The following is a 19,379-nucleotide window of genomic DNA, read 5'->3' on the forward strand; positions in this document are numbered from 1 at the left end:
GGGCGGGGGAAACACCAGAGCCATGCAGATCCAGGCGCCGAAGCTGCAAGCCGCGATCACCCGGATGCTCCAGGCCGCAGGCACCGCCGAGCCCGCCGCGCATCTCGTCGCCGCGGATCTGCTGGAGGCCAACCTGCAGGGCCATGACAGCCACGGCGTCCAGCTCGCCCCGCGCTACGTTCTCAACATCCTCGCCGGCAAGCTCAACCCCAACGCCAGCGCCGAGGTGGTGCGCCAGGACGGCGCCATCACCGTGGTCGACGGCGGCATGGGCTTCGGCCAGGTGGTCGGCCGCCAGGCCATGGACCTCGCCATCGCCGCGGCCAAGGCCGGCGGCGTCGGCCTGCTGGCGCTGCGCAACACCCACCACCTCGGCCGCATCGGCGCCTATGGCGACCACGCCGTGGCCGCCGGGCTGCTCTCGCTCCACTTCGTCAACGCCGTCTCCGGCCCGCCCGTCGTCGCCCCCTTCGGCGGGCGGGAGGCCCGCTTCGGCACCAACCCCATCTGCATCGCGGTGCCAGCCTCCGGCCCCGGCGCGCCGACCCTGATCCTCGACTTCGCCACCAGCGCCCTCGCCATCGGCAAGGTCCGCGTGGCGCATGCCGCCGGCAAGCAGGTGCCCGAGAACAGCCTGGTCGACCACGCCGGCGCCCCGACGACCGACCCCGGCGCGATGTACGGCGGCGGCCCGCGCGGCGCCCTCCTCCCCTTCGGCCTGCACAAGGGCTCCGGCCTGGCGCTGATGTGCGAGATCCTGGCCGGGGCGCTCACCGGCGGCGGCACCAACCAGCCGGCCACGCCGAACGACCGCGGCATCGTCAACGGCATGTTCGCGATGGTCGTCGACCCCGCCCGCTTCGGCGACCTCGAGGCCTTCCGCGCCGAGACCGCCGCCATGGTAGCCCACGTGAAGACCGCCGCCCCCGGTCCCGACCGCAGCGTGCTGGTCGCCGGAGAGCAGGAGCAGCTTACCAAGGCCGACCGCCTCCGCCACGGCATCCCCGTCCCCGACGCCACCTGGGAGGAGCTGGCCGCCGCCGCCGCCGAGGTCGGCATCGCCCGCGCCGAGCTCGCCGCCCTTGCGGGGATCGCCTGATGCCCGCCCCGCTCGCCGGATTGAAGGTCGTCGAAGTCGGCCAGGCCGTCGCCGCCCCGCTCGCCGGCGTCATCCTCGCCGACCTCGGCGCCGAGGTGATCAAGGTCGAGAAGCCCGACGGCGGCGACGACGCCCGGCTCTGGGGCCCGCCCTGGGTGGGCGAGACCGGCCTCAGCTTCCACGCCTACAACCGCGGCAAGCGCGGCGTCACGCTCGACCTGAAATCCCCCGCCGACGTCGCCCAGCTCAAGGTGCTGGCGCGCGACGCCGACATCCTCATCCAGAACCTCCGCCCCGGCGTGGTGGAGTCGCTCGGCATCGGCCCGGCCGACATGCTGGCGGCCAATCCGCGGCTGATCTACTGCTCGATCTGGGCCTTCGGCTATACCGGTCCGCTCCGCCTCGCCCCCGGCTTCGATCCGCTGCTGCAGGCCTATGGCGCGATGATGAGCGTGACCGGCGGGCCGGATGACCCGCCGACCTTCGCCGGCGCCGCCATCAACGACAAGACCACGGCCATGTGGTGCGTCATCGGCGCCCTCGCCGCGCTGCGCCAGCGCGATGCCACCGGCCAGGGCTGCGTCGTCGATACCTCGCTGTTCGAAAGCGCCGTGGCGCTGGTTGAGACGCCGCTCAACGGCTACCTCGCCAGCGGCACCATGCCGCCGCGCCACGGCACCGGCAGCCCCAACCTCGTCCCCTACCAGACCTTCGAGACCGCCGATCGCCCGCTGTGTGTCGCCGCCGGCAACCAGCGGCTCTGGCAGAAATTCGCCCGCGCCGCCGGCCACCCGGAATGGGCCGAGGACCCCCGCTTCCGCACCGGCCGCGACCGCACCGCCAACCGCGGCCCGCTGGTCGCCGCCATCGCCCCGGTGCTGCGCGCCCAGCCGCGCGACCACTGGATGGGGGCCTTCACCGCGGCCGGCGTCCCCTGCGCCCCGGTGAACGACCTGGCCGAGCTGGCGGCAACCCCGCAGCTCGCCGCCATGGACCTGCTGCGCGGCATCCCCGGCACCGACCTCAAGGTCGTCGGCCTGCCGATCTCCTTCGACCAGGCGCGGCCGCATCCCCGCACCGCCGCCCCGGGCCTCGGCCAGGACAATGCCGAGATCCTCGGCAAGGGCTAGTCGCCCACCGCCGCCGCGACGTAGTCGACGAAGGCCTGGATGCGCGGCATCCGGTGCCGCCCCGGCGCCATGATGGCCCAGACCGGCACCTCCTCCGAGGCATGCTCCGCCTCCAGCAGCGCCACCAGCCGCCCGTCCCGCAGCGCGCCCCGCACCAGGAACTCGCTGACCCGGATGATGCCCATGCCCGCCAGCGCCAGGTCGCGCAGCGCCTCGGCGCTATCCGTCGTCACCGGCCCGCGCACCAGCAGCGTGGCAATCCCCTCCGCCGTCCGGAACGGCCAGGCGGTCAGCCGCGCCAGCCCATGCAGCAGGATGCAGTCGTGCCGCAGCAGCGCCTCCGGCCGCGCCGGCAGCCCGCGCCGCGCGAGATAGCTTGGCGCCGCGCAGATCACCCGCCGCCCGCCGGCGATCCGCCGCGCCACGAGGGAGCTGTCCTCCAGCGCCCCGGTCCGCAGCACCACGTCGGCGCCCTCCTCCACCAGATCCACCCGCCGGTCGGTCAGCGACAGGTCGAGGGTGATGTCCGGGTAGCGTTCGAAGAAGCCGGGCAGGATGGGGATCAGCCGGTGCCGGGCATAGGCCGTGCCGGTGTTCACCCGCAGATGCCCGCGCGGCCGGCCCCGCCCGGCGGTCACCTCCGCCTCCGCCGCCTCGATCAGGGCGAGGATGTCGCGCGCCCGGGCGGCATAGGCCTCGCCCTCCGCGGTCAGGGCGATCCGCCGCGTGGTGCGGGTCAGCAGCCGCACCCCCAGCCGCTCCTCCAGCCGCCGCACCAGCTTGGACAGGGCGGAGGGCGTCAGCGGCTGGCCCCGCGCCGCCGCGGCGAAGCCGCCCCGGTCGATGATGCGGAGAAAGGCCGCCATCTCGTCGGACTGGCCCATTGCGGACTCCTGTTCAGCAATCCGGGTCCCCGATAGCCGATTATACTCCCCCGGCGCAGGGATAAATTGAGCGGCAAAGGAGCACCCCGCCATGTCCCATGCCCGCATCGCCGTCCTCGACGCCCCCCTCGCCTCCACCCGCGCCCCCCGGACCGCGACGCCCTGGACCAGGACGCTGGCCCTCTGGCTCCGCCGCAGCCGCGACCGCGCCGACCTCCGCCGCCTCGAGGCGCGGGACCTGCGCGACGCCGGCCTCACCCCCTACGACGTCGCCATCGAGGCCCGGAAGTTCCCCTGGCAGGACTGACCGCCCCACCCCGCACGGAGACCGCCCGATGAGCACGACCCTGACCCGCCGCGCCCGCACCGCGACGCTCGAAGCCAGCCTGAACTACGTCGCCCCCAGCGCGGCCAGGCTGCGGAACCTCACCTACGACCCGCCGGACGGCGGCCCCCGCAGCAACGCCCTCCCCGACCCGCATGTCATGCCCATCCACGACCTGCGCGCCCGGCGGGACGCCTTCACCCTGGACGCGCACGGCTTCGCCCTGCTCCGCCACCCCAGCGCCGCCCCCGGCTACGACGATCCCGCCGCCATCCGCGACATCGTCTACCCCGAGGCCGCCCGGCTGCTGCGCGACGCGACCGGCGCCGCCCGCGTCCATGTCTTCGACCATACCCTGCGCCGCCGCATCCCCGGCCAGGAGGACCGCACCGGCCAGCGCCAGCCGGTCACCCGCATCCACATCGACCAGACCGAGCGCTCCGGCCCGCAGCGGGTCCGCGACCTGCTGCCGGATGAGGCCGATGCGCTGCTGCGCGGCCGGGTGCAGATCATCAACCTCTGGCGGCCGATCCGCGGCCCGGTGGTGGATGCCCCGCTCGCCATGATGGATGCCCGCAGCCTGGCGCCCGGGGACCTCGCCCCCGCCGACTTGGTCTACCCCGACCGCACCGGCGAGCTGTACTACCTCCGCCACAACCCGGCGCACCGCTGGTTCTACGCCCCGGCGATGCAGCCGGAGGAGGCGCTGCTGCTGAAATGCTACGACAGCGCCACCGATGGCCGCGCCCGCTGGGCGCCGCATACCGCCTTCATCGACCCCACCGCCCCGGCCGATGCGCCGCCGCGCGAAAGCATCGAGCTGCGGGCCCTGGTCTTCCACCCGGCCTGAGGCGACCCGCCCCGGGGAGAATTCCCGGGGCGACAGCCGGCGGGGAGCGGTCTAGCAAGGCCGCGACCCCAATCGCCTCAGCCGGAACCGCCATGACCCCCGCCGCCACCATCGCCGCCATCCTCGCCGACCCGCGCTTCCAGGCCGCTACCGCGGTGCTGGACCGCGAGCACGACCGCATGGTCGAGGACATCGTCACCCTCACCGAGATCCCGTCCCCGCCCTTCGCCGAGGAAGCCCGCGCCGCGGCCTACCTCGCCATGCTGCGCGAGCACGGGCTCGAGGAGGTCGAGCAGGACGCCATCGGCAACGTCATGGGCCGCCGCCGCGGCACCGGCAACGGCGCCACCATCGTCGTCGCCGCCCATCTCGACACCGTCTTCCCCGCCGGCACCGACGTGACGGTGCGGCGGGAGGGTACCAAGCTGTTTGCCCCCGGCGTCGGCGACGATACCCGCAGCCTCGCGGTCAACCTCGCCTTCATCCGCGCCATGGATGCCGCCGGCCTCCGCACCCGGGCCGACATCCTCTTCGTCGGCGACGTCGGCGAGGAAGGCCTGGGCGACCTGCGCGGCGTCCGCCACCTGTTCCAGGACGGCCGCCACCGCGACCGCATCCAGGCCTTCTTCACCGTGGACAGCCCGGAGGTCGACCGCATCGTCACCGGCGGCATCGGCAGCAAGCGCTTCCGCGTCACCTTCCGCGGCCCCGGCGGCCACAGTTTTTCGGCGTTCGGCCTGGTCAATCCCAGCTACGCCATGGCCCGCGCCGCCCTGACGCTTGCCGATCTTGCCGCGCCGACCGACCCGCAGACCACCCATTGCGTCAGCGTCCTCGGCGGCGGCACCTCGGTGAACGCCATCCCCAACGCGGTCTGGATGGAAGTCGACCTCCGCTCCCAATCCGCCGCCGAACTCGCCCGGCTGGAGGGTGAATTCCTCGCCGGCGTCGAGGCCGCGGTCGCCGCCGAGAATGCCGCCCGCTCCACCCGCGAAGGCCCGGTCACCGTCGAGATCACCCCGATCGGCGACCGCCCCGCCGGCCACACGCCCGCCGGCGCCGACATCGTCCAGCTCGCCACCGCCGCCGTCGCCGCGCATGGCTACGCGCCGAAGCACGAGTTCTCCTCGACCGATGCCAATATCCCGATGAGCCTCGGCATCCCCGCCATCAAGATCGGCTCCGGCGGCCGCGGCGGCCGGGCCCATTCGCTGGAGGAATGGATCGACGTGGAGAAGACCGAGAGCCTGCGCGGCATGTCCGCCAGCCTCGCCACCATCCTCGCCGTCGCCGGCTTGGCCGAGGCCTGAGGGCTACCGCCCCAGCAGCACCGCGCGGCAGGCGCCGCCGCCCGGTGCGGCGATCTCCTCCCGCCGGGTGAAGCCGGCCTCGGCCTGCAGCCGCGCCAGCACCGCCTCCGGCACCAGGTCCAGCCGCTCCTCCACCTGCCCCGGCGCCCGGCGGAAATTCTGCCGGTAGAAGGGGATATCGCTCGGGTCCGCGCCGACCAGCGCCAGCACCCCGTCGGCCCGCCCGGCCTCCCGCGCCAGCTGCGGCCAGGCGGCGCGGGACCGCAGCGGCTCCACCTCCACCAGCCGCCCCTGCCGGTGGAAGGCATAGGATACCTGCACCTGGTTGAAGCCATCGGCCTGGCCGATGACCAGCAGCCGCGGCACCGCGCCGTCCCTAAGCCGCTCCCCCATCTGCCCGACCACCGCCCGCCAGTCGCAGGCCAGCCCCGGGCGGGACTGCATGGAGCTCAGCCCGGCCAGCGGCGGCGGCGCCGGCCAGCGGCCGACCGCGGCCAGCGCCAGCGCCTGGGCCGCCACCAGCCCGAAGCCCAGCGCCAGCAGCCCGCGCCCGCCCCGGGCCTGCCCGGCGAAGCCGATGGCCATGGCGACGGCCAGCCCCGGCACCGCCGCCAGCAGGAAGCGCGGATTGTGGTTGCTGGCGAGGAAATGCCCGGCGACCGGCGGCGCCGCCAGCAGCAGCGCCACCAGGGCGATGCCGAGCGCCGGCCGCCTCCGCCAGACCGCGCCGAGCGGCGCCCAGCCCCATCCCGCCGGCCGGCCGCGCCAGGCCAAAGCCGCCAGCGCCAGCAGGCCCAGCACGAAGCCCACCGCGAGGAAGGGCCCGAAGGCCCAATCCGCCACGAAGGCCAGCCAATTGCCGGGATAGCCGATCGGGCTGTCGGCCTTCAGCTCATGCGAGCTCCAGTCCTCCAGCGCGAAACGGGCATAGCCGATGTAGCGCCCGGCATTCAGGGCGTAGTGCGGCCAGGCGACCAGCGCCGCCAGCAGCCCGGCCAGCGCCAGCCGGCCCAGCCGCGCCGGGTCCCGCCACAGCACCAGCAGCAGCCCCAGTGCCAGCACCGGCGCCACCTGCGGGATGAAGCTCAGCCGCGCCAGCGCCCCGGCACCGAGGCAGAGCCCCAGCAGCGCCGCGGTGCCCCAGCCCGCCTCCTCCGTCACCTCCCGCGCCAGGCACCACAGCAGCCCGGCCAGCGCCGGCATCAGCACCGATTCGCTCAGGAAGTCCTCGGCCGAGAACAGGGTCACCGGCGCCAGCAGATAGGCCGCGGCGGCCAGCAGCCCGGCCGCGGGTCCCGCCGCCCGCCGCGCCGTCAGCCCCACCAGCAGCGCCGTCAGCAGGCTCATCGCGCAGGCCAGCAGCCGCAGCGCGGTCAGGTCGGCATGGCCCAGCAGCAGCCCGAGCGGCAGGCCCAGCAGCCGCGCCCCCGGCGGATGATGCCGCGCCTCGAGGAAGAGCGAATCCCGCAACGCGCCCAGGCCGCCCTGGGCCCGCGCCAGCAGGTCCTGCTGCAGCTCGTCCGCGTAGCCGATCTGGTCCCAGCCACTGACCTCCGGATGGCGCAGGATCCAGCCCAGCACCGTGCCGAGGAAGACCACCAGCGCCAAGCCGAAGCCCGCCAGCGGCAGGTGGCGGGAGAACCTCCCCAGGAGGCCCGCCGGAACCGCGGCCGTGGGGCCCAGGGCCCCGCTACTCGAGAGCTGCATCGATCGGTCCCTCATGGCGCGCCGCCGTGGTCAGCCCCTCGGCAAGCCAGGCGGCGGGGATGCAGGCCGCCGACTGCGGCCGACCGTCTTTAGGGCGAATCGTTGCTGCGCCGCCTCGCACATTCCGGTCAGGCGATGTCAGCCTCCCGTCACCGGTCCGCCAGCACCAGCAGCTTGCGCATCACCGTCGGCAGCGCCGCCGCCGCCTCGGCCAGGGGCCGCGCCTCCAGCCCCGATGGGATCCCCACTGGTGCCTCGAGCCGAGCTACCTGGGCGGCGAAGAGCCGCATCTCCAGCTCGAAATGGGTGAAGCCATGCCGCGCCACCCCCGGCACCGGCACCCAGTCGAGCCCCGGCCCAGGTCCCGGCAGCACCGGCGCATGCGCCAGCGCCTCCGCCTCGCCCCAGGGCGCCTCCCGCCAGGGCGCCCCCGGCACCTCCAGCATCCCGCCGAGCAGGCCGCTCGGCGGCCGCCGCCGCAGCAGCACCCGCCCTTCCGCATCGGTCAGCAGGAAATGCGCCCCATGCCGCAGCGGCCGGGCCTTCTTCGCCGTCTTGCGCGGCAGCTCGGCCTGGATGCCCTGGGCCTGCGCCGCGCAGCCGCCGCGCCAGGGACACAGCGCGCAGGCCGGCGCCCGCGGCGTGCAGATGGTGGCGCCGAGGTCGAACAGCGCCTGGGCGAAGTCCCCCGGCCGGGCCCGCGCCGCGGCATCCGTCATGAAGCCCTGGGCCAGCGCCGCCAGCTTCGGCTTGGCCGCCGGCAGCGGGGTCTCCTCGGCCAGCAGCCGGGCCACCACCCGCTCCACATTGCCATCCGCCGGCACGACCGGCTCGCCGAAGGCGATCGCCGCCACCGCCGCGGCGGTATAGGCGCCGATCCCCGGCAGCGCCCGCAGGCCCGCTGCGCTGCGGGGAAAGCCCCCCAGCGCCACCACCGCCCGTGCCGCCGCATGCAGGTTCCGCGCCCGGGCGTAGTAGCCGAGCCCGGCCCATTCCTCCATCACCGCCGCATCCGGCGCCGCCGCCAGCGCCGCCACATCCGGGAAGCGCGCCAGGAAGCGGTCGAAGCGCGGCCCGACCGCCGCCACCGTGGTCTGCTGCAGCATCACTTCGGACAGCCAGACCCGGTAGGGATCCGGCATCCCAGTGCCTATGTTGCGGAAGGGCAGCACCCGGCGGTGCCGGTCGTACCAGGTCAGCAGGTCGGTCGCGGAAGGGAGGGGCATATGACGAAGGATAGCGAAGACAAGCGATTCGTGTGGGGTCCCCGTGCCCTCGGCGCCCTCATCCCCAGCCTCACCCGCCCGGTCTTCCGCAAGAAGTCCCCCGCCGGCGCCATGCTGATGGCCGATTGGGCGGAGGTGGTTGGGCCCTCGCTCGCCGCCGTCACCAGTCCGAAGCGGGTCAGCGGCGGCACGCTCACCATCGGCTGCGTCGGCCCGGTGGCGATGGAGCTGACCCATCTGGCGCCCGAGCTGATCGCCCGGATCAACGGCCATGTGGGCAAGCCCCTGGTGGAGCGCCTGCGATTCGTCCAGCAGGCCGCCGGCAGCATCGCCCCGCCCCGGCCCGGGCCGCGCCCCGAGGCGCCCCTGCCGCCCCGGGTGGAAGCCGCCATGGAGACCCTGCCGGCCGGCGAATTGCGCGAGGCGCTGGCAAAGCTGGCACAGGGCGTCTATCGAACCCGCGGCTGACCCCGAGGCCTTCCCCCTTGGGCCGGCTGCCGGATTCTGCCCCGCCCGCCCAGGAGGCCGCATGCTGCGCCGTTCCATCCTCGCCACCGCCACCCTGCTGGCCGCCTCACCCGGCCTCGTCTCCCTCGCCAAGGCCCAGGCCCCCACCCAGGGCACGGACCCGCGGCTCACCGAGCGCGGCATCGGCAACCCCGAGGCCCCGGTGAAGGTGATGGAGTTCTTCTCCCTCACCTGCACCCATTGCGCCGCCTTCCATAAGGAGGTCTTCCCGCGGGTGAAGCGGGAGCTGGTGGAGACCGGCGCCATCCGCATGATCTGGCGCGACTTCCCGCTGGACCAGCTGGCGCTGCTCGCCTCCGCCGTCGCCCGCAGCCTGCCGGCCGAGCGCTACGAGGGCTTCATCGGCGCGCTGCTCTCAAGCCAGGACCGCTGGGCCTTCACCCGCGGCGACCCGACCGCCGAGCTGGCCAAGATGGCGGCGCTGGCCGGCATGGCGAAGCCGCGCTTCGACGAGATCGTCGCCGATGCCGGCCTGCAGCGCGCCATCCTGGAACAGCGCATGCAGGCGGAGAAGGAGTTCAGCGTCTCCGCCACCCCGAGCTTCAGCTTCCAGGGCAAGGGCACCCCGCGCAACCAGTCCGGCAACATGCCCTTCGAACGCTTCCAGCAGCTGGTCGGGGAAGCGGGGCGCGGTTGACCGACGCCGGGCAGGACGAGCCGTTGCCGCCGGAGGAGGACGCGGCGCCGCGCCGCGACGCGCCCGGGGATGAACCGGTGCGGCGCGACGCGCCCGAGGATGAACCGGTGCGGCGCGACGCGCCGCGGGCAACCCTCGCCCGCCTCCGCATCGCCGGCTTCAAGAGCTTCGCCGAGGCGACCCTCGTCGAGGTCATGCCCGGCCTGACCGGCATCGTCGGCCCGAACGGCTGCGGCAAGTCCAACGTGGTCGAGGCCCTGCGCTGGGCCATGGGCGAGACCTCCGCGCGGTCGATGCGCGGCGGCGAGATGGACGACGTCATCTTCGCCGGCACCGCCACCCGCCCCGGCCGCAACCTCGCCGAGGTCTCGCTGTACCTGGAGGACGCCACCGGCCTCGCCCCGCCGCCCAATGCCGAAGCGCCCGAGCTCGAGATCATCCGCCGCATCGGCCGCGGCGACGGCTCCTCCTTCCGCATCAACGGGCGGGAGGTCCGGGCGCGCGACGTGCAGACCATGTTCGCCGACATCGGCTCCGGCGCCCGCGCCTCGGCCATGGTCAGCCAGGGCCGCGTCTCGGCGATGATCTCCGCCAAGCCGGAGGAGCGCCGGCAGGTGCTGGAGGAAGCCGCCGGCATCAGCGGCCTCCGCGCCCGCCGGCACGAGGCCGAGCTGAAGCTGCGCCAGGCCGAGAGCAACCTCGGCCGGGCCGAGGACCTGCTCGGCCAGCTCGATACCCAGCGCAACTCCCTGCAGCGCCAGGCCCGCCAGGCCAACCGCTACCGCAACCTCTCCGGCCTGGTCCGCCAGGCCGAGGCCGAGTGGCTCGCCCTGCTGCGCGCCCGCGCCCAGACGGCCCTCGCCCTGGCCAGCGCCACATTCGCCACCGCCAGCGCCGCGACCAGGCAGGCCGAGGCCGCCGCCGAAGCCGCCGCCATCCGCAGCTTCGAGGCAGAACGCGGCCTGCCCGCCCCGCGCGAGGCCGAAGCCATCGCCCGCACCGCCCTCGAACGCCGCCGCATCGAGGCCGAGGGGCTGGAGGCCGAGGAACGCCGCGCCCGCGAGGCGCTGGCAGCCGCCGAGGCCGCCCTGGCCCGCATCGCCGGCGACCTCGGCCATGCCGAGGCGGTCGAATCCGACGCCCTGGCCGCCGAATCCCGGCTGAGCCGGGAGGATTCCGGCCTCGCCGCCGCCGAGGCCAGCCTCCCCGCCCGGCTGGAAGCCGCCGCCGGCGCCCTGGCCGAGGCCACCGACGCCGCCCGCGCCGCCGAGGCCGCCGCCAATACGGCGACCGAGGAAGCCGCCGCCATCGCCGCCCGCGCCAATGCCGCCGCCATGGAGCTGGCCGCCAGCACCGAGCGCGCCCGCCGCCTGACCGCCCAGCGCGACACGCTGGCCGCCGAGCACGCCACGGCGCTGGTCGCCCGCATCGAGCCTGAGCTGCGCGACATGGCCGCGGCCGAGGCGACCGCCGCCGCCGCCGCCCTGGACTCCGCCCGCGCTGGTCTGGCCGAGGCCGAGGCCGCCCGCACCGCCGCCCAGGAAGCCCATGCCACCGCCCGGCGCGAGACCCTCGCCGCCGAGGCCGAAGCCGGTCGCGCCGGCACCGCCCTCGCCGAGGCCGCCCAACGCGCCGGCCGCATCGCCGCCCAGCACGGCAGCCTCGCCGCCGAGCACGCCGCCGCCCTGGCCCAGCGCGTCCCGCCCGAGCGCCTCGCCGCCGCCGATGCCGCCGCGAAGGCCGCCGAGCAGGCCCTGGCCGAAGCCCGCACCGCGCTCGAAGCCGCCGAGGCCGCCCGCGCCGCCGCCCAGGAAGCCCACGCCACCGCCCGCCGCCGCGCTGGCGAGGCCCGCACCGGCCGCGACCGCGCCAGCGCCGAGCACGCGACCGCCACCCAGCGCGCCACCCAGGCCCGCGCCCAGCACGCCCGCCTGCTGGCCGAGCGTAACGCCGCCCGCGCCGCCACCGTCGCCCCGGAGCTGGTCGCCGCCGCCCAGGCCGAAGCCGCCGAGGCCGAATCCGCCCTCGCCGCTGCCCTGGCCTCGATCACCGCGGCAGAGGCCGCCCGCGCCACCGCCGCCGCCCGCCACGCAACCGCCCGCACCGCCGCCGCGGAGGCCGCCGCCGAGCAGGCCAAGGCCAGCGCCGAGGTCCAGGCGCTCGGCGAGACGCTGGCCGCCGGCCAGGGCGCCGGCCCAGGGGAAGGTATTTCCGCGCCGCCGGTCATCGACGCCGTCTCCGTCCCCCCCGGCCTCGAAGCCGCCCTCGGCGCCGCGCTCGGCGAGGCACTGCAAAGCCCGACCGACCCCGCCGCCGCCCGCCATTGGCGCGACCTGCCGCCCTTCGCCGCCGCGCCGCCGCTGCCCGAGGGCCTGACCCCGCTCGCCACCCTGGTCGAGGCCCCGCCCGCCCTGGCCCGCGCCCTGGCCCAGGTCGGCCTGCTGCCCGAGGGCGCCGACGGCGCCGCGCTGCAGGCGGCCCTCGCCCCCGGCCAGGCCCTGGTCGCCCGCGACGGCGCCGCCTGGCGCTGGGACGGCCATACCGCCCGCGCCGACGCCCCCAACCCCGGCGCCATCCGCCTGCAGCAGCGCAACCGCCTGCGTGCCGCCGAGGCCCGCATCGCCGCCACCGCCGCCGACGCCGAGGCCGCCACCACCGCCCGCGCCGAGGCCGAGGCCGCGGAAGCCGCCGCCGGCCGCGCCGAGGCCACGGCGCGCGAGACCCGCCGCCTCGCCGATGCCCGCCTCGCCCGCGCCCGCGCCGAGGCCAGCCGCCTGACCGCCGCCGCCGCCGCCGCCAGCAGCCGGCTCGGCGCGCTGGAGCCCCAGCTCGCCCGCCTCGCCACCGAACTCGGGGAGGCCGAGGCCACCGCCGCCCGCGCCGCCGAGGCGCTGACCGCCCTGCCCGCCCCCGCCGTGGCCAATGCCGAGGCCGAGACCGCCGCCCGCGCCGAAGCCGCCGCCGCCGCCGCCGAGGCCAATGCCCGCCGCGCCCGCGCCGAGGCCGAGAGCGCCCTTGCCCGCACCCGCGCCGCCGCCTCCAGCCTCGCCGCCAGCGCCGCCCAGGCGGAAAGCCGCATCGGCGCCCTGGCCCCGCAGCTGGAGCGCCTGACCGCCGAACGCGCCGAGGCCGCCACCGCCGAGGCCGCCGCCCAGGCCGCGCTGGACGCCCTGCCGCCGCTGGCAACGCTTCGCAGTGCCGCCGCCACCGCCGCCCGGCAGGAAGAATCGGCGCTGGCCGCCGAAGCCGCCGCCCGCGCGGCCCGCGCCGCCGCCGAGGCCGCGTTGCAAGCCGCCCAGGCCGAGGCCGCCCGCCTCACCGCCGCCGCCGCCCAGGCCGAAAGCCAGGTCGCCGCCCTCGCCCCGCAGCTCGAGCGCATCGCCGCCGATGCCGCCGAGGCCACCGCCGCCCTGGACCAGGCCCGCGCCGCCCAGGCCGCCATCCCCGACCTCGCCCTCATCCGCGCCGGCGTCGCCACCGCGCGCGACGCGCTCTCCGCCGCCCGCGCCACGGAAGGCGCCACCCTCGAAGCCCAGGCTGCCTTGCGCGCCGAGCGCGAACGCCTCGCCACCCGCCGCGCCGCCATCGCCGCCGAGGCCGCCGACTGGGCCACCCGCCGCACCGACGCCGCCGGCCGCCTCGCCGAGCTCCGCCAGCGCGCCGCCGACGCCGCCACCGCGCGGGACAGCCTGGCCGAGGCCCCCGAAGCCGCCGCCGCCCGCCGCCGCCAGGCCGGCGCCATCCTGGCCGAGGCCGAGGCCCTGCACGCCGAAGCCGCCCGACGCCTCACCGCCGCCGAGGCCGAGCGCCAGGCCGCCGCCGAGGACCGCCGCGCCGCCGACGCCGCCTTCGCCGCCGCCCGCGAGGCCCAGCTCCGCGCCGAGGGCGCCGCCGCCCAGGCCGAGGCCGCCGCCGCCGCGGTCGAGGAGCGCGTCACCGAACGCCTCGGCGAGGGCGCCGAGCTCCCCCCGCCGGAGGAGCTGACCGACGCCGCCGAAGACAAGGCCCGCCGCAAGCTGGAACGCCTGGCGCGCGAGCGGGAGGAGATGGGCCCGGTCAACCTCCGCGCCGATGTCGAGATGGCGGAGATCGAGGAGCGCATCGCCACCATCACCCGCGAGCGCGAGGAGATCGGCAGCGCCATCGCCAAGCTGCGCGGCTCGATCGGCTCGCTGAACCGCGAAGGCCGCGAGCGGCTCCGCGCCATCTTCGACCGGGTCAATACCGAATTCCGCGCCCTCTTCAGCCGGCTCTTCGGCGGCGGCCGCGCCCATCTCGCGCTGGTCGGCTCCGAGGATGCGCTGGAGGCCGGGCTCGAGATCTATGCCGAGCCGCCGGGCAAGAAGCTGTCCGCCCTCTCGCTGCTGAGCGGCGGCGAGCAGGCGCTGACCGCCCTCTCCCTGATCTTCGCGGTCTTCCGCTGCCAGCCGGCGCCGGTCTGCGTGCTCGACGAGGTCGATGCCCCGCTCGACGACGCCAACGTGGAGCGGCTCTGCGACCTGCTCGACGGCATGGCGGCGGAAAGCGGCACCCGCTTCCTCATCGTCACCCACCACCCGCTGACCATGGCGCGGATGCACCGGCTCTATGGCGTGACGATGCAGGAACGCGGCGTCAGCCGGCTGCTGAGCGTCGACCTCGGCCGCGCGGTGGAGATGGTGGAAGGCCAGCAGGCCGCCAGCTAATCCACGGTGATCCCCGCCGCCTGCGCCAGCTCCCGCTGCCCGGCCAGCTCGCGCCGGGTCTTCTCCGCCAGCGCCTCGGCGGTGCCGCCCAGCACCTCCAGCCCCTGCCGCCGCAACTCCGCCAGCGTCGCCGGATCGGCCAGCGCCCCGTTCACCAGCGCATTCAGCCGCGCGACCAGCGCCGGCGGCGTCCCGGCCGGGGCGTACAGCGCCCACCAGCCCTCCACCACCACGCCGGGCACCCCGGCCTCGGCCATGGTCGGCACCTCGGGGAACAGGAAGTGCCGCGCCGCGCCGGTCACCGCCAGCGGCCGGATGGTCCCGGCCTGGATATGCGGCAGGAAGCCGAGCGGGTGGTAGACCATGGCGTCCAGCGTACCGTTCAGCAGGTCCGTCACCGCCCGCGCCCCGTCGCGGTAGGGCACATGCGTCGTCGGCACCCCGGTCCGCAGTTCCAGCAGCGCCTGGGTCAGGTGCCCCGTCGTCCCCGTGCCCGCCGAGCCCATCGAGACCGAGCGCCGCCGCGCCAGCGCCAGGAACTCCCCGACCGAGGCGACGCCCAGCTGCGGCCGCACCCCGAGCACGACCGAGGTCCCGGCGAAGCTGGCGATCGGCGCGAAGTCGCGGAGTGGGTCATAGGGAATGCCCGGCATGATCGCCGGGTTGGTCGCCATGGTGCCGCTGGTGCCGAACAGCAGGGTCAGCCCATCGGGCGCCGCCTGCGCCACCGCGGCGCTGCCGATGGTGCCCCCCGCGCCGCTGCGGTTGTCCACCACCACCGGCTGGCCCAGCCCGCGCGAGATCGCCGCCCCGGCGATGCGGCCGAGGATATCGGTCGTGGTCCCGGCGGCGAAGGGCACCACCAGCCGCACCGGCGCGCCTTGCGCCTGCGCCAAGGCCGGCAGCACCAGGCTGCCCAGCAATACCCGCCGCTTCATGGCGAAACATCCTCCGAGACATAATCCGCGAAGCCCGGCCCCGGCACCCCGCCCCGCAGCGGCACGCAGGCGGCCGGCGGTTCGCGCAGGAATTCCACCCCGCGATCCGCCAGCAGCCCCAGCACCCGGTCGAGGTGCCGCATCGCCCCGTTCGGCAGGTCGTGCAGCACCATCAGCACCGGCTCGGTCGCCGCCGCCGCCATGTCCAGCGCCGTCTCCGGCCAGCCATCCGGGTCGGCAAAGTCGCGCGGCACCGCATTCCACAGCACCACGGTATGCCCGCCCTTTCGAAGATGCGCCGCGGCGGAGGAATTCAGCAGATGCCGCCCGAGCGTCCCGCCACCGCCATTCGGGCGGAAGTACCGCTCCGGCTCCCGCAGCCCGCCGAGCAGCGCATCGGTCGCGGCGATCTCGGCAACGGCCTCCGCCCCGCCGCGGCGGCCCAAGGGTGCCCCATGCGTCAGCGTATGGTTGCCGACCGGATAGCCCTCGGCCCGCGCCCGCTCCGCCATGGCCCGCGCCGCCGGGTCGCGCAGCTTCTCGCCGACCACGAAGAACATCGCCGGGATGCGCCGCCGCCCCAGCACCTCCAGCACCACCGGGGTCACCTCCGGCTCGGGCCCGTTGTCGAAGCTCAGGCAGATCGGCTGCATCGGTCAGGTCACCGCGAATTTCACCACGCAGAGTGCCGCGATCAGCCAGACCGCGCCACTCACCTCCCGCGCCCGCCCCGCCGCCAGCTTGAGCACGGCATAGGTGATGAAGCCGATCCCGATGCCGGTGGCGATCGAGAAGGTGAAGGGCATCGCCAGGGTGGTGATGACCGCGGGCACATACTCCGTCGCCTCGTCCCAATCGACGCCGCGCAGCGCCTGGGCCATCAGGCAGGCGACGAAGACCAGTGCCGGCGCGGTGGCGAAGCCCGGGATGGCGGTCGCCAGCGGCGCCAGGAACAGCACCGCGAGGAACAGCACCGCCGCCGTCACCGCGACCAGCCCGGTCCGCCCGCCGGCCTCGATCCCCGCCGCGCTCTCGATGTAGCTGACGGTGGTCGAGGTCCCGAGCACCGCCCCGGTGATCGCCCCGCCGCTATCGGCCAGCAGCGCCCGGCCGAGCCCCGGCACCGTCCCATCCGGCCGCATCAGCCCGGCCCGGTGGGTGGTGGCGATGAGCGTCCCGGTATTGTCCAGCAGGTCCACCAGGAAAAAGGTGAAGACGATCCCCAGCACGCCGAGCCGCAGGGCGCCGGCGATGTCGAGCTGCAGGAAGCTCGGGCCCAGCGACGGCGGCAGGCTGGCGATGCCCTTGAACTGCGTCAGCCCGAAGGGCACCCCCAGCAGCGCCACCACGATGATGCCGATGATGATCGCCCCCGGCACCCGCCGTGCCGAGAGCCCGGCGATCAGCAGGAAGCCAAGGCAGGAGAGCAGCACCGGCACCTCCCCCAGCTTGCCGAGCCCGACCAGGGTCGCCGGATGCGCCACCACCAGCCCCATCCCCTTCAGCCCGATCAGCCCGAGAAAGAAGCCGATCCCCGCGGCGATGCCGAGCTTCAGCGACAGCGGGATGCCGTTCACCAGCCATTCCCGGACCCGCAGCAAGGAGACCGCGAGGAAGATCAGCCCCGAGAGGAACACCGCCCCCAGCGCCACCTGCCAGGAGACGCCCATCCCCAGCACGACGGCGAAGGCGAAATAGGCGTTCAGCCCCATGCCCGGCGCGAGCGCGATGGGCAGGTTCGCCAGCAGCCCCATCAGCGCCGAGCCGATCGCCGCGGCGAGGCAGGTGGCGACGAAGGCGGCGCCCGGGTCGATGCCGGCCTGGGCCAGGATCGAGGGATTGACCACGACGATATAGACCATCGTCAGGAAGGTCGTGGCCCCCGCCAGCACCTCGCCCCGCGGCGTCACCCCCCGCGCGGATAGTCCGAACAGCCGCTCCAGCATACCAGCCCCTTACCCCTCATGCGCCTGGATCATCTCCCGCACCCGCGGATAGATCGCCTGGGCATAGCGCCGGCCGCTGAAAACGCCATAGTGGCCGACGCCGGTCTGCAGGTGATGGCGCCGCATGGTGACCGGCACGCTGCGGCAGAGGTCGAGCGCCGCCATGGTCTGCCCGATGCCGCAGATGTCGTCCTTCTCGCCTTCCACGGTCATGACCGCCGTGCGGCGGATCGCCTCCGGCCGCACCGGCCGGCCGCGCCAGGTCAGGGTGCCGAGCGGCAGCGCATGCTCCTGGAACACGGTGCGGACGGTCTCGAGGTAGAATTCCGCCGGCAGGTCCATCACCGCGAAATACTCGTCGTAGAAGCGCCGGTGCATCGCCGCCTTGGCCACCTGGCCATCGGCGATGTTCCAGACCTGGTCCTGATGCGCCTTCACGTGCCGGTCCATGTTCATCGCCATGAAGGCCGAAAGCTGCAGCGCACCCGGATAGACCCGCCGCCCGGCGCCCCGGTAGCGGAAGGGCACCTTGTCGATGAGGTTCCGCTCGAACCATTCGATCGGCCTGGTATTGGCCAGCTCGTTCACCTTGGTCGGGTGTTGCCGCGTGTCGATCGGCCCGGCCATCAGCGTCATCGTGCGCGGCGAGGCGCGGTTGTGGTCCTCCGCCATGACGGCGACGGCAGTCAACACCGCGACCACCGGCTGGCAGACCGCCAGCACATGCCCGCCCGGCCCGATCGCCTCCATGAATTGGATGATGTGCGCGACGAATTCGTCGAGGCCGAAGCGGCCCTCGGCCAGCGGCACGTCGCGGGCATTGTGCCAGTCGGTGATGTAGACATCGTGGTCCTGCAGCAGCACCTGCACCGTGCCGCGCAGCAGGGTGGCGAAGTGGCCGGACATCGGCGCCACCACCAGCACCCGCGGCAGGCGGAGGTCGATATCCTTCCGGAAGTGCAGCAGGCTGGCGAAGGGCGTCGCCGCGACGACCTCCTCCGTCACCTCGACCAGCCGGTTGCCGACCCGCACCGGGCCGATCGCAAAGGCCGGCCGCCGGTCGCCGATCCCGGCATGGCCGAAGGTCTCGAGCGCCCCGCGCAGCAGCCGCAGCCCCTCGAATGCCGGATGCCGCGGGTCCACCTGCCCCAGGATGCCGCCCATGCCCCGGGCGAGCAGGCGCATCGGGTTGAGCATGTCCTGCCCTGCCTGCAACATCTGGTAGATCATGCCACCCCTGTCGCGCCGCCCCTGCGGCTGGCCCATGGTGACAGCAGACCGCCGTTTCGCAACCGTGAACGCACTGCTACTCTTTTGCCCGAAGCGAAGGATTTCGGCATGTCGGAGACGAAGCGTCCCAAATCCGTTTCCACCAGGCCCGTTTCCACTAAGCCCGCCGCCCGGCAGGACGGGGCGCCGGCGGCAGGCCCCGCGGCGGTGCTCCGCATCAGCAGCCGCAACTACTCCTCCTGGTCGATGCGCGGCTGGCTCATCCTCCGCCTCTCGGGCCTGCCCTTCCGCGCCGAGACCGTCTCGCCCGACGACCCCTCCACCCGGGCGGAGCTGCTGCTGCAATCCTCCTCCATCCTCATCCCCAGCCTGATCCATGACGGCGCCGAGATCTGGGACACGCTCGGCATCGCCGAATACCTGAACGAGCTGCGGCCCGAGGCCGGGCTGCTGCCGGCCGACCGCCTGGCCCGCGCCCGCTGCCGTGCCATCTGCGGCGAGATGCATGCCGGCTTCCATGCGCTCCGCTCCTCCCTGCCGATGAACCTGCGCGCCCATGTCCCGGGCTTCACCGTCTGGTCGGCGGCGCGGGCGGATATCGAGCGCATCTGCAAGCTCTGGCGCGACTGCCTCGCCAAATGGGGCGGCCCCTGGCTGTTCGGGGAGCACCGCACGGTGGCGGATGCCATGTACGCCCCGGTGGTGCTGCGCTTCCGCACCTACGACGTGGCGCTGGACGCACCCTGCGAGGCCTATGCGAAAACCATCCTGTCCTGGCCGGATGTGCAGGACTGGATCGCCGCAGCGAAGGAGGAACCGGAGGCGCGGATCACCGAGCTGGAATTCGACGCGGAATTCTGAGCGCCCGCGCCCGGTTTCCTTCC

General features: G+C 74.9%; 16 protein-coding genes. 9 read left to right on the top strand and 7 right to left on the bottom strand.

Annotation, left to right across the window (positions count from 1 at the left end):
* Positions 1-22: 22 nt before the first annotated feature.
* Together AC0IW9_RS21070 and AC0IW9_RS21075 are read left to right on the top strand one after the other, a co-directional pair.
* Positions 23-1,099, top strand: a complete 1,077-nt coding sequence (locus tag AC0IW9_RS21070) for a malate/lactate/ureidoglycolate dehydrogenase (RefSeq protein ID WP_471650265.1) — start codon at positions 23-25, stop codon at positions 1,097-1,099.
* Positions 1,099-2,229 (top strand): CaiB/BaiF CoA transferase family protein, encoded by a 1,131-nt coding sequence (locus AC0IW9_RS21075; RefSeq protein ID WP_471650266.1) that lies wholly within the window; start codon positions 1,099-1,101, stop codon positions 2,227-2,229. Before AC0IW9_RS21070 ends, AC0IW9_RS21075 begins: the two co-directional genes overlap by 1 nt.
* Here the strand turns inward: AC0IW9_RS21075 and AC0IW9_RS21080 are convergent.
* Positions 2,226-3,113 carry a LysR family transcriptional regulator gene (locus AC0IW9_RS21080; RefSeq protein ID WP_471650267.1) on the bottom strand — a complete coding sequence of 296 codons (888 nt, stop codon included), beginning with the start codon at positions 3,111-3,113 and terminating at the stop codon, positions 2,226-2,228. The genes AC0IW9_RS21075 and AC0IW9_RS21080 overlap by 4 nt on opposite strands.
* 91 nt (positions 3,114-3,204) lie before the next feature.
* On the opposite strand from AC0IW9_RS21080, the gene AC0IW9_RS21085 reads away from it, so the two are divergent.
* From AC0IW9_RS21085 to AC0IW9_RS21095, 3 genes are all read left to right on the top strand, one after another.
* On the top strand, positions 3,205-3,420 hold the full coding sequence (locus AC0IW9_RS21085) for a DUF1127 domain-containing protein (RefSeq protein ID WP_471650268.1): 216 nt from the start codon (positions 3,205-3,207) through the stop codon (positions 3,418-3,420).
* Between the two features lie 28 nt (positions 3,421-3,448).
* Positions 3,449-4,288 carry a CmcJ/NvfI family oxidoreductase gene (locus AC0IW9_RS21090; RefSeq protein WP_471650269.1) on the top strand — a complete coding sequence of 280 codons (840 nt, stop codon included), beginning with the start codon at positions 3,449-3,451 and terminating at the stop codon, positions 4,286-4,288.
* A gap of 92 nt (positions 4,289-4,380) precedes the next feature.
* Complete coding sequence (locus tag AC0IW9_RS21095; RefSeq protein ID WP_471650270.1) at positions 4,381-5,598, top strand: M20/M25/M40 family metallo-hydrolase; 1,218 nt, start codon at positions 4,381-4,383, stop codon at positions 5,596-5,598.
* Between the two features lie 3 nt (positions 5,599-5,601).
* Here the strand turns inward: AC0IW9_RS21095 and AC0IW9_RS21100 are convergent, their stop codons facing one another.
* Positions 5,602-7,305, bottom strand: a complete 1,704-nt coding sequence (locus AC0IW9_RS21100) for a glycosyltransferase family 39 protein (RefSeq protein WP_471650271.1) — start codon at positions 7,303-7,305, stop codon at positions 5,602-5,604.
* A 149-nt stretch (positions 7,306-7,454) separates the two neighbouring features.
* The gene (locus tag AC0IW9_RS21105; RefSeq protein ID WP_471650272.1) at positions 7,455-8,531 is read right to left on the bottom strand and encodes an A/G-specific adenine glycosylase; all 1,077 of its coding nucleotides are present in this window, start codon (positions 8,529-8,531) and stop codon (positions 7,455-7,457) included.
* On the opposite strand from AC0IW9_RS21105, the gene AC0IW9_RS21110 reads away from it, so the two are divergent.
* The 3 genes from AC0IW9_RS21110 (at position 8,532) to AC0IW9_RS21120 (ending at position 14,381) form a co-directional block, all read left to right on the top strand.
* The gene (locus tag AC0IW9_RS21110; RefSeq protein WP_471650273.1) at positions 8,532-8,999 is read left to right on the top strand and encodes a DUF721 domain-containing protein; all 468 of its coding nucleotides are present in this window, start codon (positions 8,532-8,534) and stop codon (positions 8,997-8,999) included. It begins immediately after the preceding gene.
* Between the two features lie 61 nt (positions 9,000-9,060).
* Positions 9,061-9,696, top strand: a complete 636-nt coding sequence (locus tag AC0IW9_RS21115) for a thioredoxin domain-containing protein (RefSeq protein ID WP_471650274.1) — start codon at positions 9,061-9,063, stop codon at positions 9,694-9,696.
* A 107-nt stretch (positions 9,697-9,803) separates the two neighbouring features.
* On the top strand, positions 9,804-14,381 hold the full coding sequence (locus AC0IW9_RS21120; protein WP_471650290.1) for a chromosome segregation SMC family protein: 4,578 nt from the start codon (positions 9,804-9,806) through the stop codon (positions 14,379-14,381).
* On the opposite strand, the gene AC0IW9_RS21125 is transcribed toward AC0IW9_RS21120, so the two are convergent.
* From AC0IW9_RS21125 to AC0IW9_RS21140, 4 genes are read right to left on the bottom strand one after another with little or no spacing between them, the layout of a single operon-like run.
* Entirely contained in the window at positions 14,378-15,319 is a 942-nt protein-coding gene (locus tag AC0IW9_RS21125) for a Bug family tripartite tricarboxylate transporter substrate binding protein (protein ID WP_471650275.1), read from the bottom strand. The genes AC0IW9_RS21120 and AC0IW9_RS21125 overlap by 4 nt on opposite strands.
* Positions 15,316-15,972, bottom strand: a complete 657-nt coding sequence (locus AC0IW9_RS21130) for a polysaccharide deacetylase family protein (RefSeq protein ID WP_471650276.1) — start codon at positions 15,970-15,972, stop codon at positions 15,316-15,318. The genes AC0IW9_RS21125 and AC0IW9_RS21130 overlap by 4 nt, the downstream gene beginning before the upstream one ends.
* Positions 15,973-15,975: 3 nt before the next feature.
* The gene (locus AC0IW9_RS21135) at positions 15,976-17,265 is read right to left on the bottom strand and encodes an NCS2 family permease (RefSeq protein WP_471650277.1); all 1,290 of its coding nucleotides are present in this window, start codon (positions 17,263-17,265) and stop codon (positions 15,976-15,978) included.
* Between the two features lie 9 nt (positions 17,266-17,274).
* Positions 17,275-18,495 carry a polyhydroxyalkanoate depolymerase gene (locus tag AC0IW9_RS21140; protein WP_471650278.1) on the bottom strand — a complete coding sequence of 407 codons (1,221 nt, stop codon included), beginning with the start codon at positions 18,493-18,495 and terminating at the stop codon, positions 17,275-17,277.
* Positions 18,496-18,603: 108 nt separating this feature from the next.
* On the opposite strand from AC0IW9_RS21140, the gene AC0IW9_RS21145 reads away from it, so the two are divergent.
* Positions 18,604-19,356, top strand: a complete 753-nt coding sequence (locus AC0IW9_RS21145; RefSeq protein ID WP_471650279.1) for a glutathione S-transferase — start codon at positions 18,604-18,606, stop codon at positions 19,354-19,356.
* The last annotated feature ends 23 nt before the right edge of the window (positions 19,357-19,379 follow it).

The sequence above is a fragment of the Belnapia sp. AC561 genome (genome assembly GCF_979252845.1).

Bases quoted from the DNA above. Each gene is read 5' to 3' on its own strand.
- AC0IW9_RS21085 (WP_471650268.1), top strand. From the start codon at position 3,205: ATGTCCCATGCCCGCATCGCCGTCCTCGACGCCCCCCTCGCCTCCACC.
- AC0IW9_RS21115 (WP_471650274.1), top strand. From the start codon at position 9,061: ATGCTGCGCCGTTCCATCCTCGCCACCGCCACCCTGCTGGCCGCCTCA.
- AC0IW9_RS21095 (WP_471650270.1), top strand. From the start codon at position 4,381: ATGACCCCCGCCGCCACCATCGCCGCCATCCTCGCCGACCCGCGCTTC.
- AC0IW9_RS21130 (WP_471650276.1), bottom strand. From the start codon at position 15,972: ATGCAGCCGATCTGCCTGAGCTTCGACAACGGGCCCGAGCCGGAGGTG.
- AC0IW9_RS21070 (WP_471650265.1), top strand. From the start codon at position 23: ATGCAGATCCAGGCGCCGAAGCTGCAAGCCGCGATCACCCGGATGCTC.
- AC0IW9_RS21135 (WP_471650277.1), bottom strand. From the start codon at position 17,265: ATGCTGGAGCGGCTGTTCGGACTATCCGCGCGGGGGGTGACGCCGCGG.
- AC0IW9_RS21090 (WP_471650269.1), top strand. From the start codon at position 3,449: ATGAGCACGACCCTGACCCGCCGCGCCCGCACCGCGACGCTCGAAGCC.
- AC0IW9_RS21100 (WP_471650271.1), bottom strand. From the start codon at position 7,305: ATGCAGCTCTCGAGTAGCGGGGCCCTGGGCCCCACGGCCGCGGTTCCG.
- AC0IW9_RS21105 (WP_471650272.1), bottom strand. From the start codon at position 8,531: ATGCCCCTCCCTTCCGCGACCGACCTGCTGACCTGGTACGACCGGCAC.
- AC0IW9_RS21125 (WP_471650275.1), bottom strand. From the start codon at position 15,319: ATGAAGCGGCGGGTATTGCTGGGCAGCCTGGTGCTGCCGGCCTTGGCG.
- AC0IW9_RS21075 (WP_471650266.1), top strand. From the start codon at position 1,099: ATGCCCGCCCCGCTCGCCGGATTGAAGGTCGTCGAAGTCGGCCAGGCC.
- AC0IW9_RS21110 (WP_471650273.1), top strand. From the start codon at position 8,532: ATGACGAAGGATAGCGAAGACAAGCGATTCGTGTGGGGTCCCCGTGCC.
- AC0IW9_RS21140 (WP_471650278.1), bottom strand. From the start codon at position 18,495: ATGATCTACCAGATGTTGCAGGCAGGGCAGGACATGCTCAACCCGATG.
- AC0IW9_RS21145 (WP_471650279.1), top strand. From the start codon at position 18,604: ATGTCGGAGACGAAGCGTCCCAAATCCGTTTCCACCAGGCCCGTTTCC.
- AC0IW9_RS21080 (WP_471650267.1), bottom strand. From the start codon at position 3,113: ATGGGCCAGTCCGACGAGATGGCGGCCTTTCTCCGCATCATCGACCGG.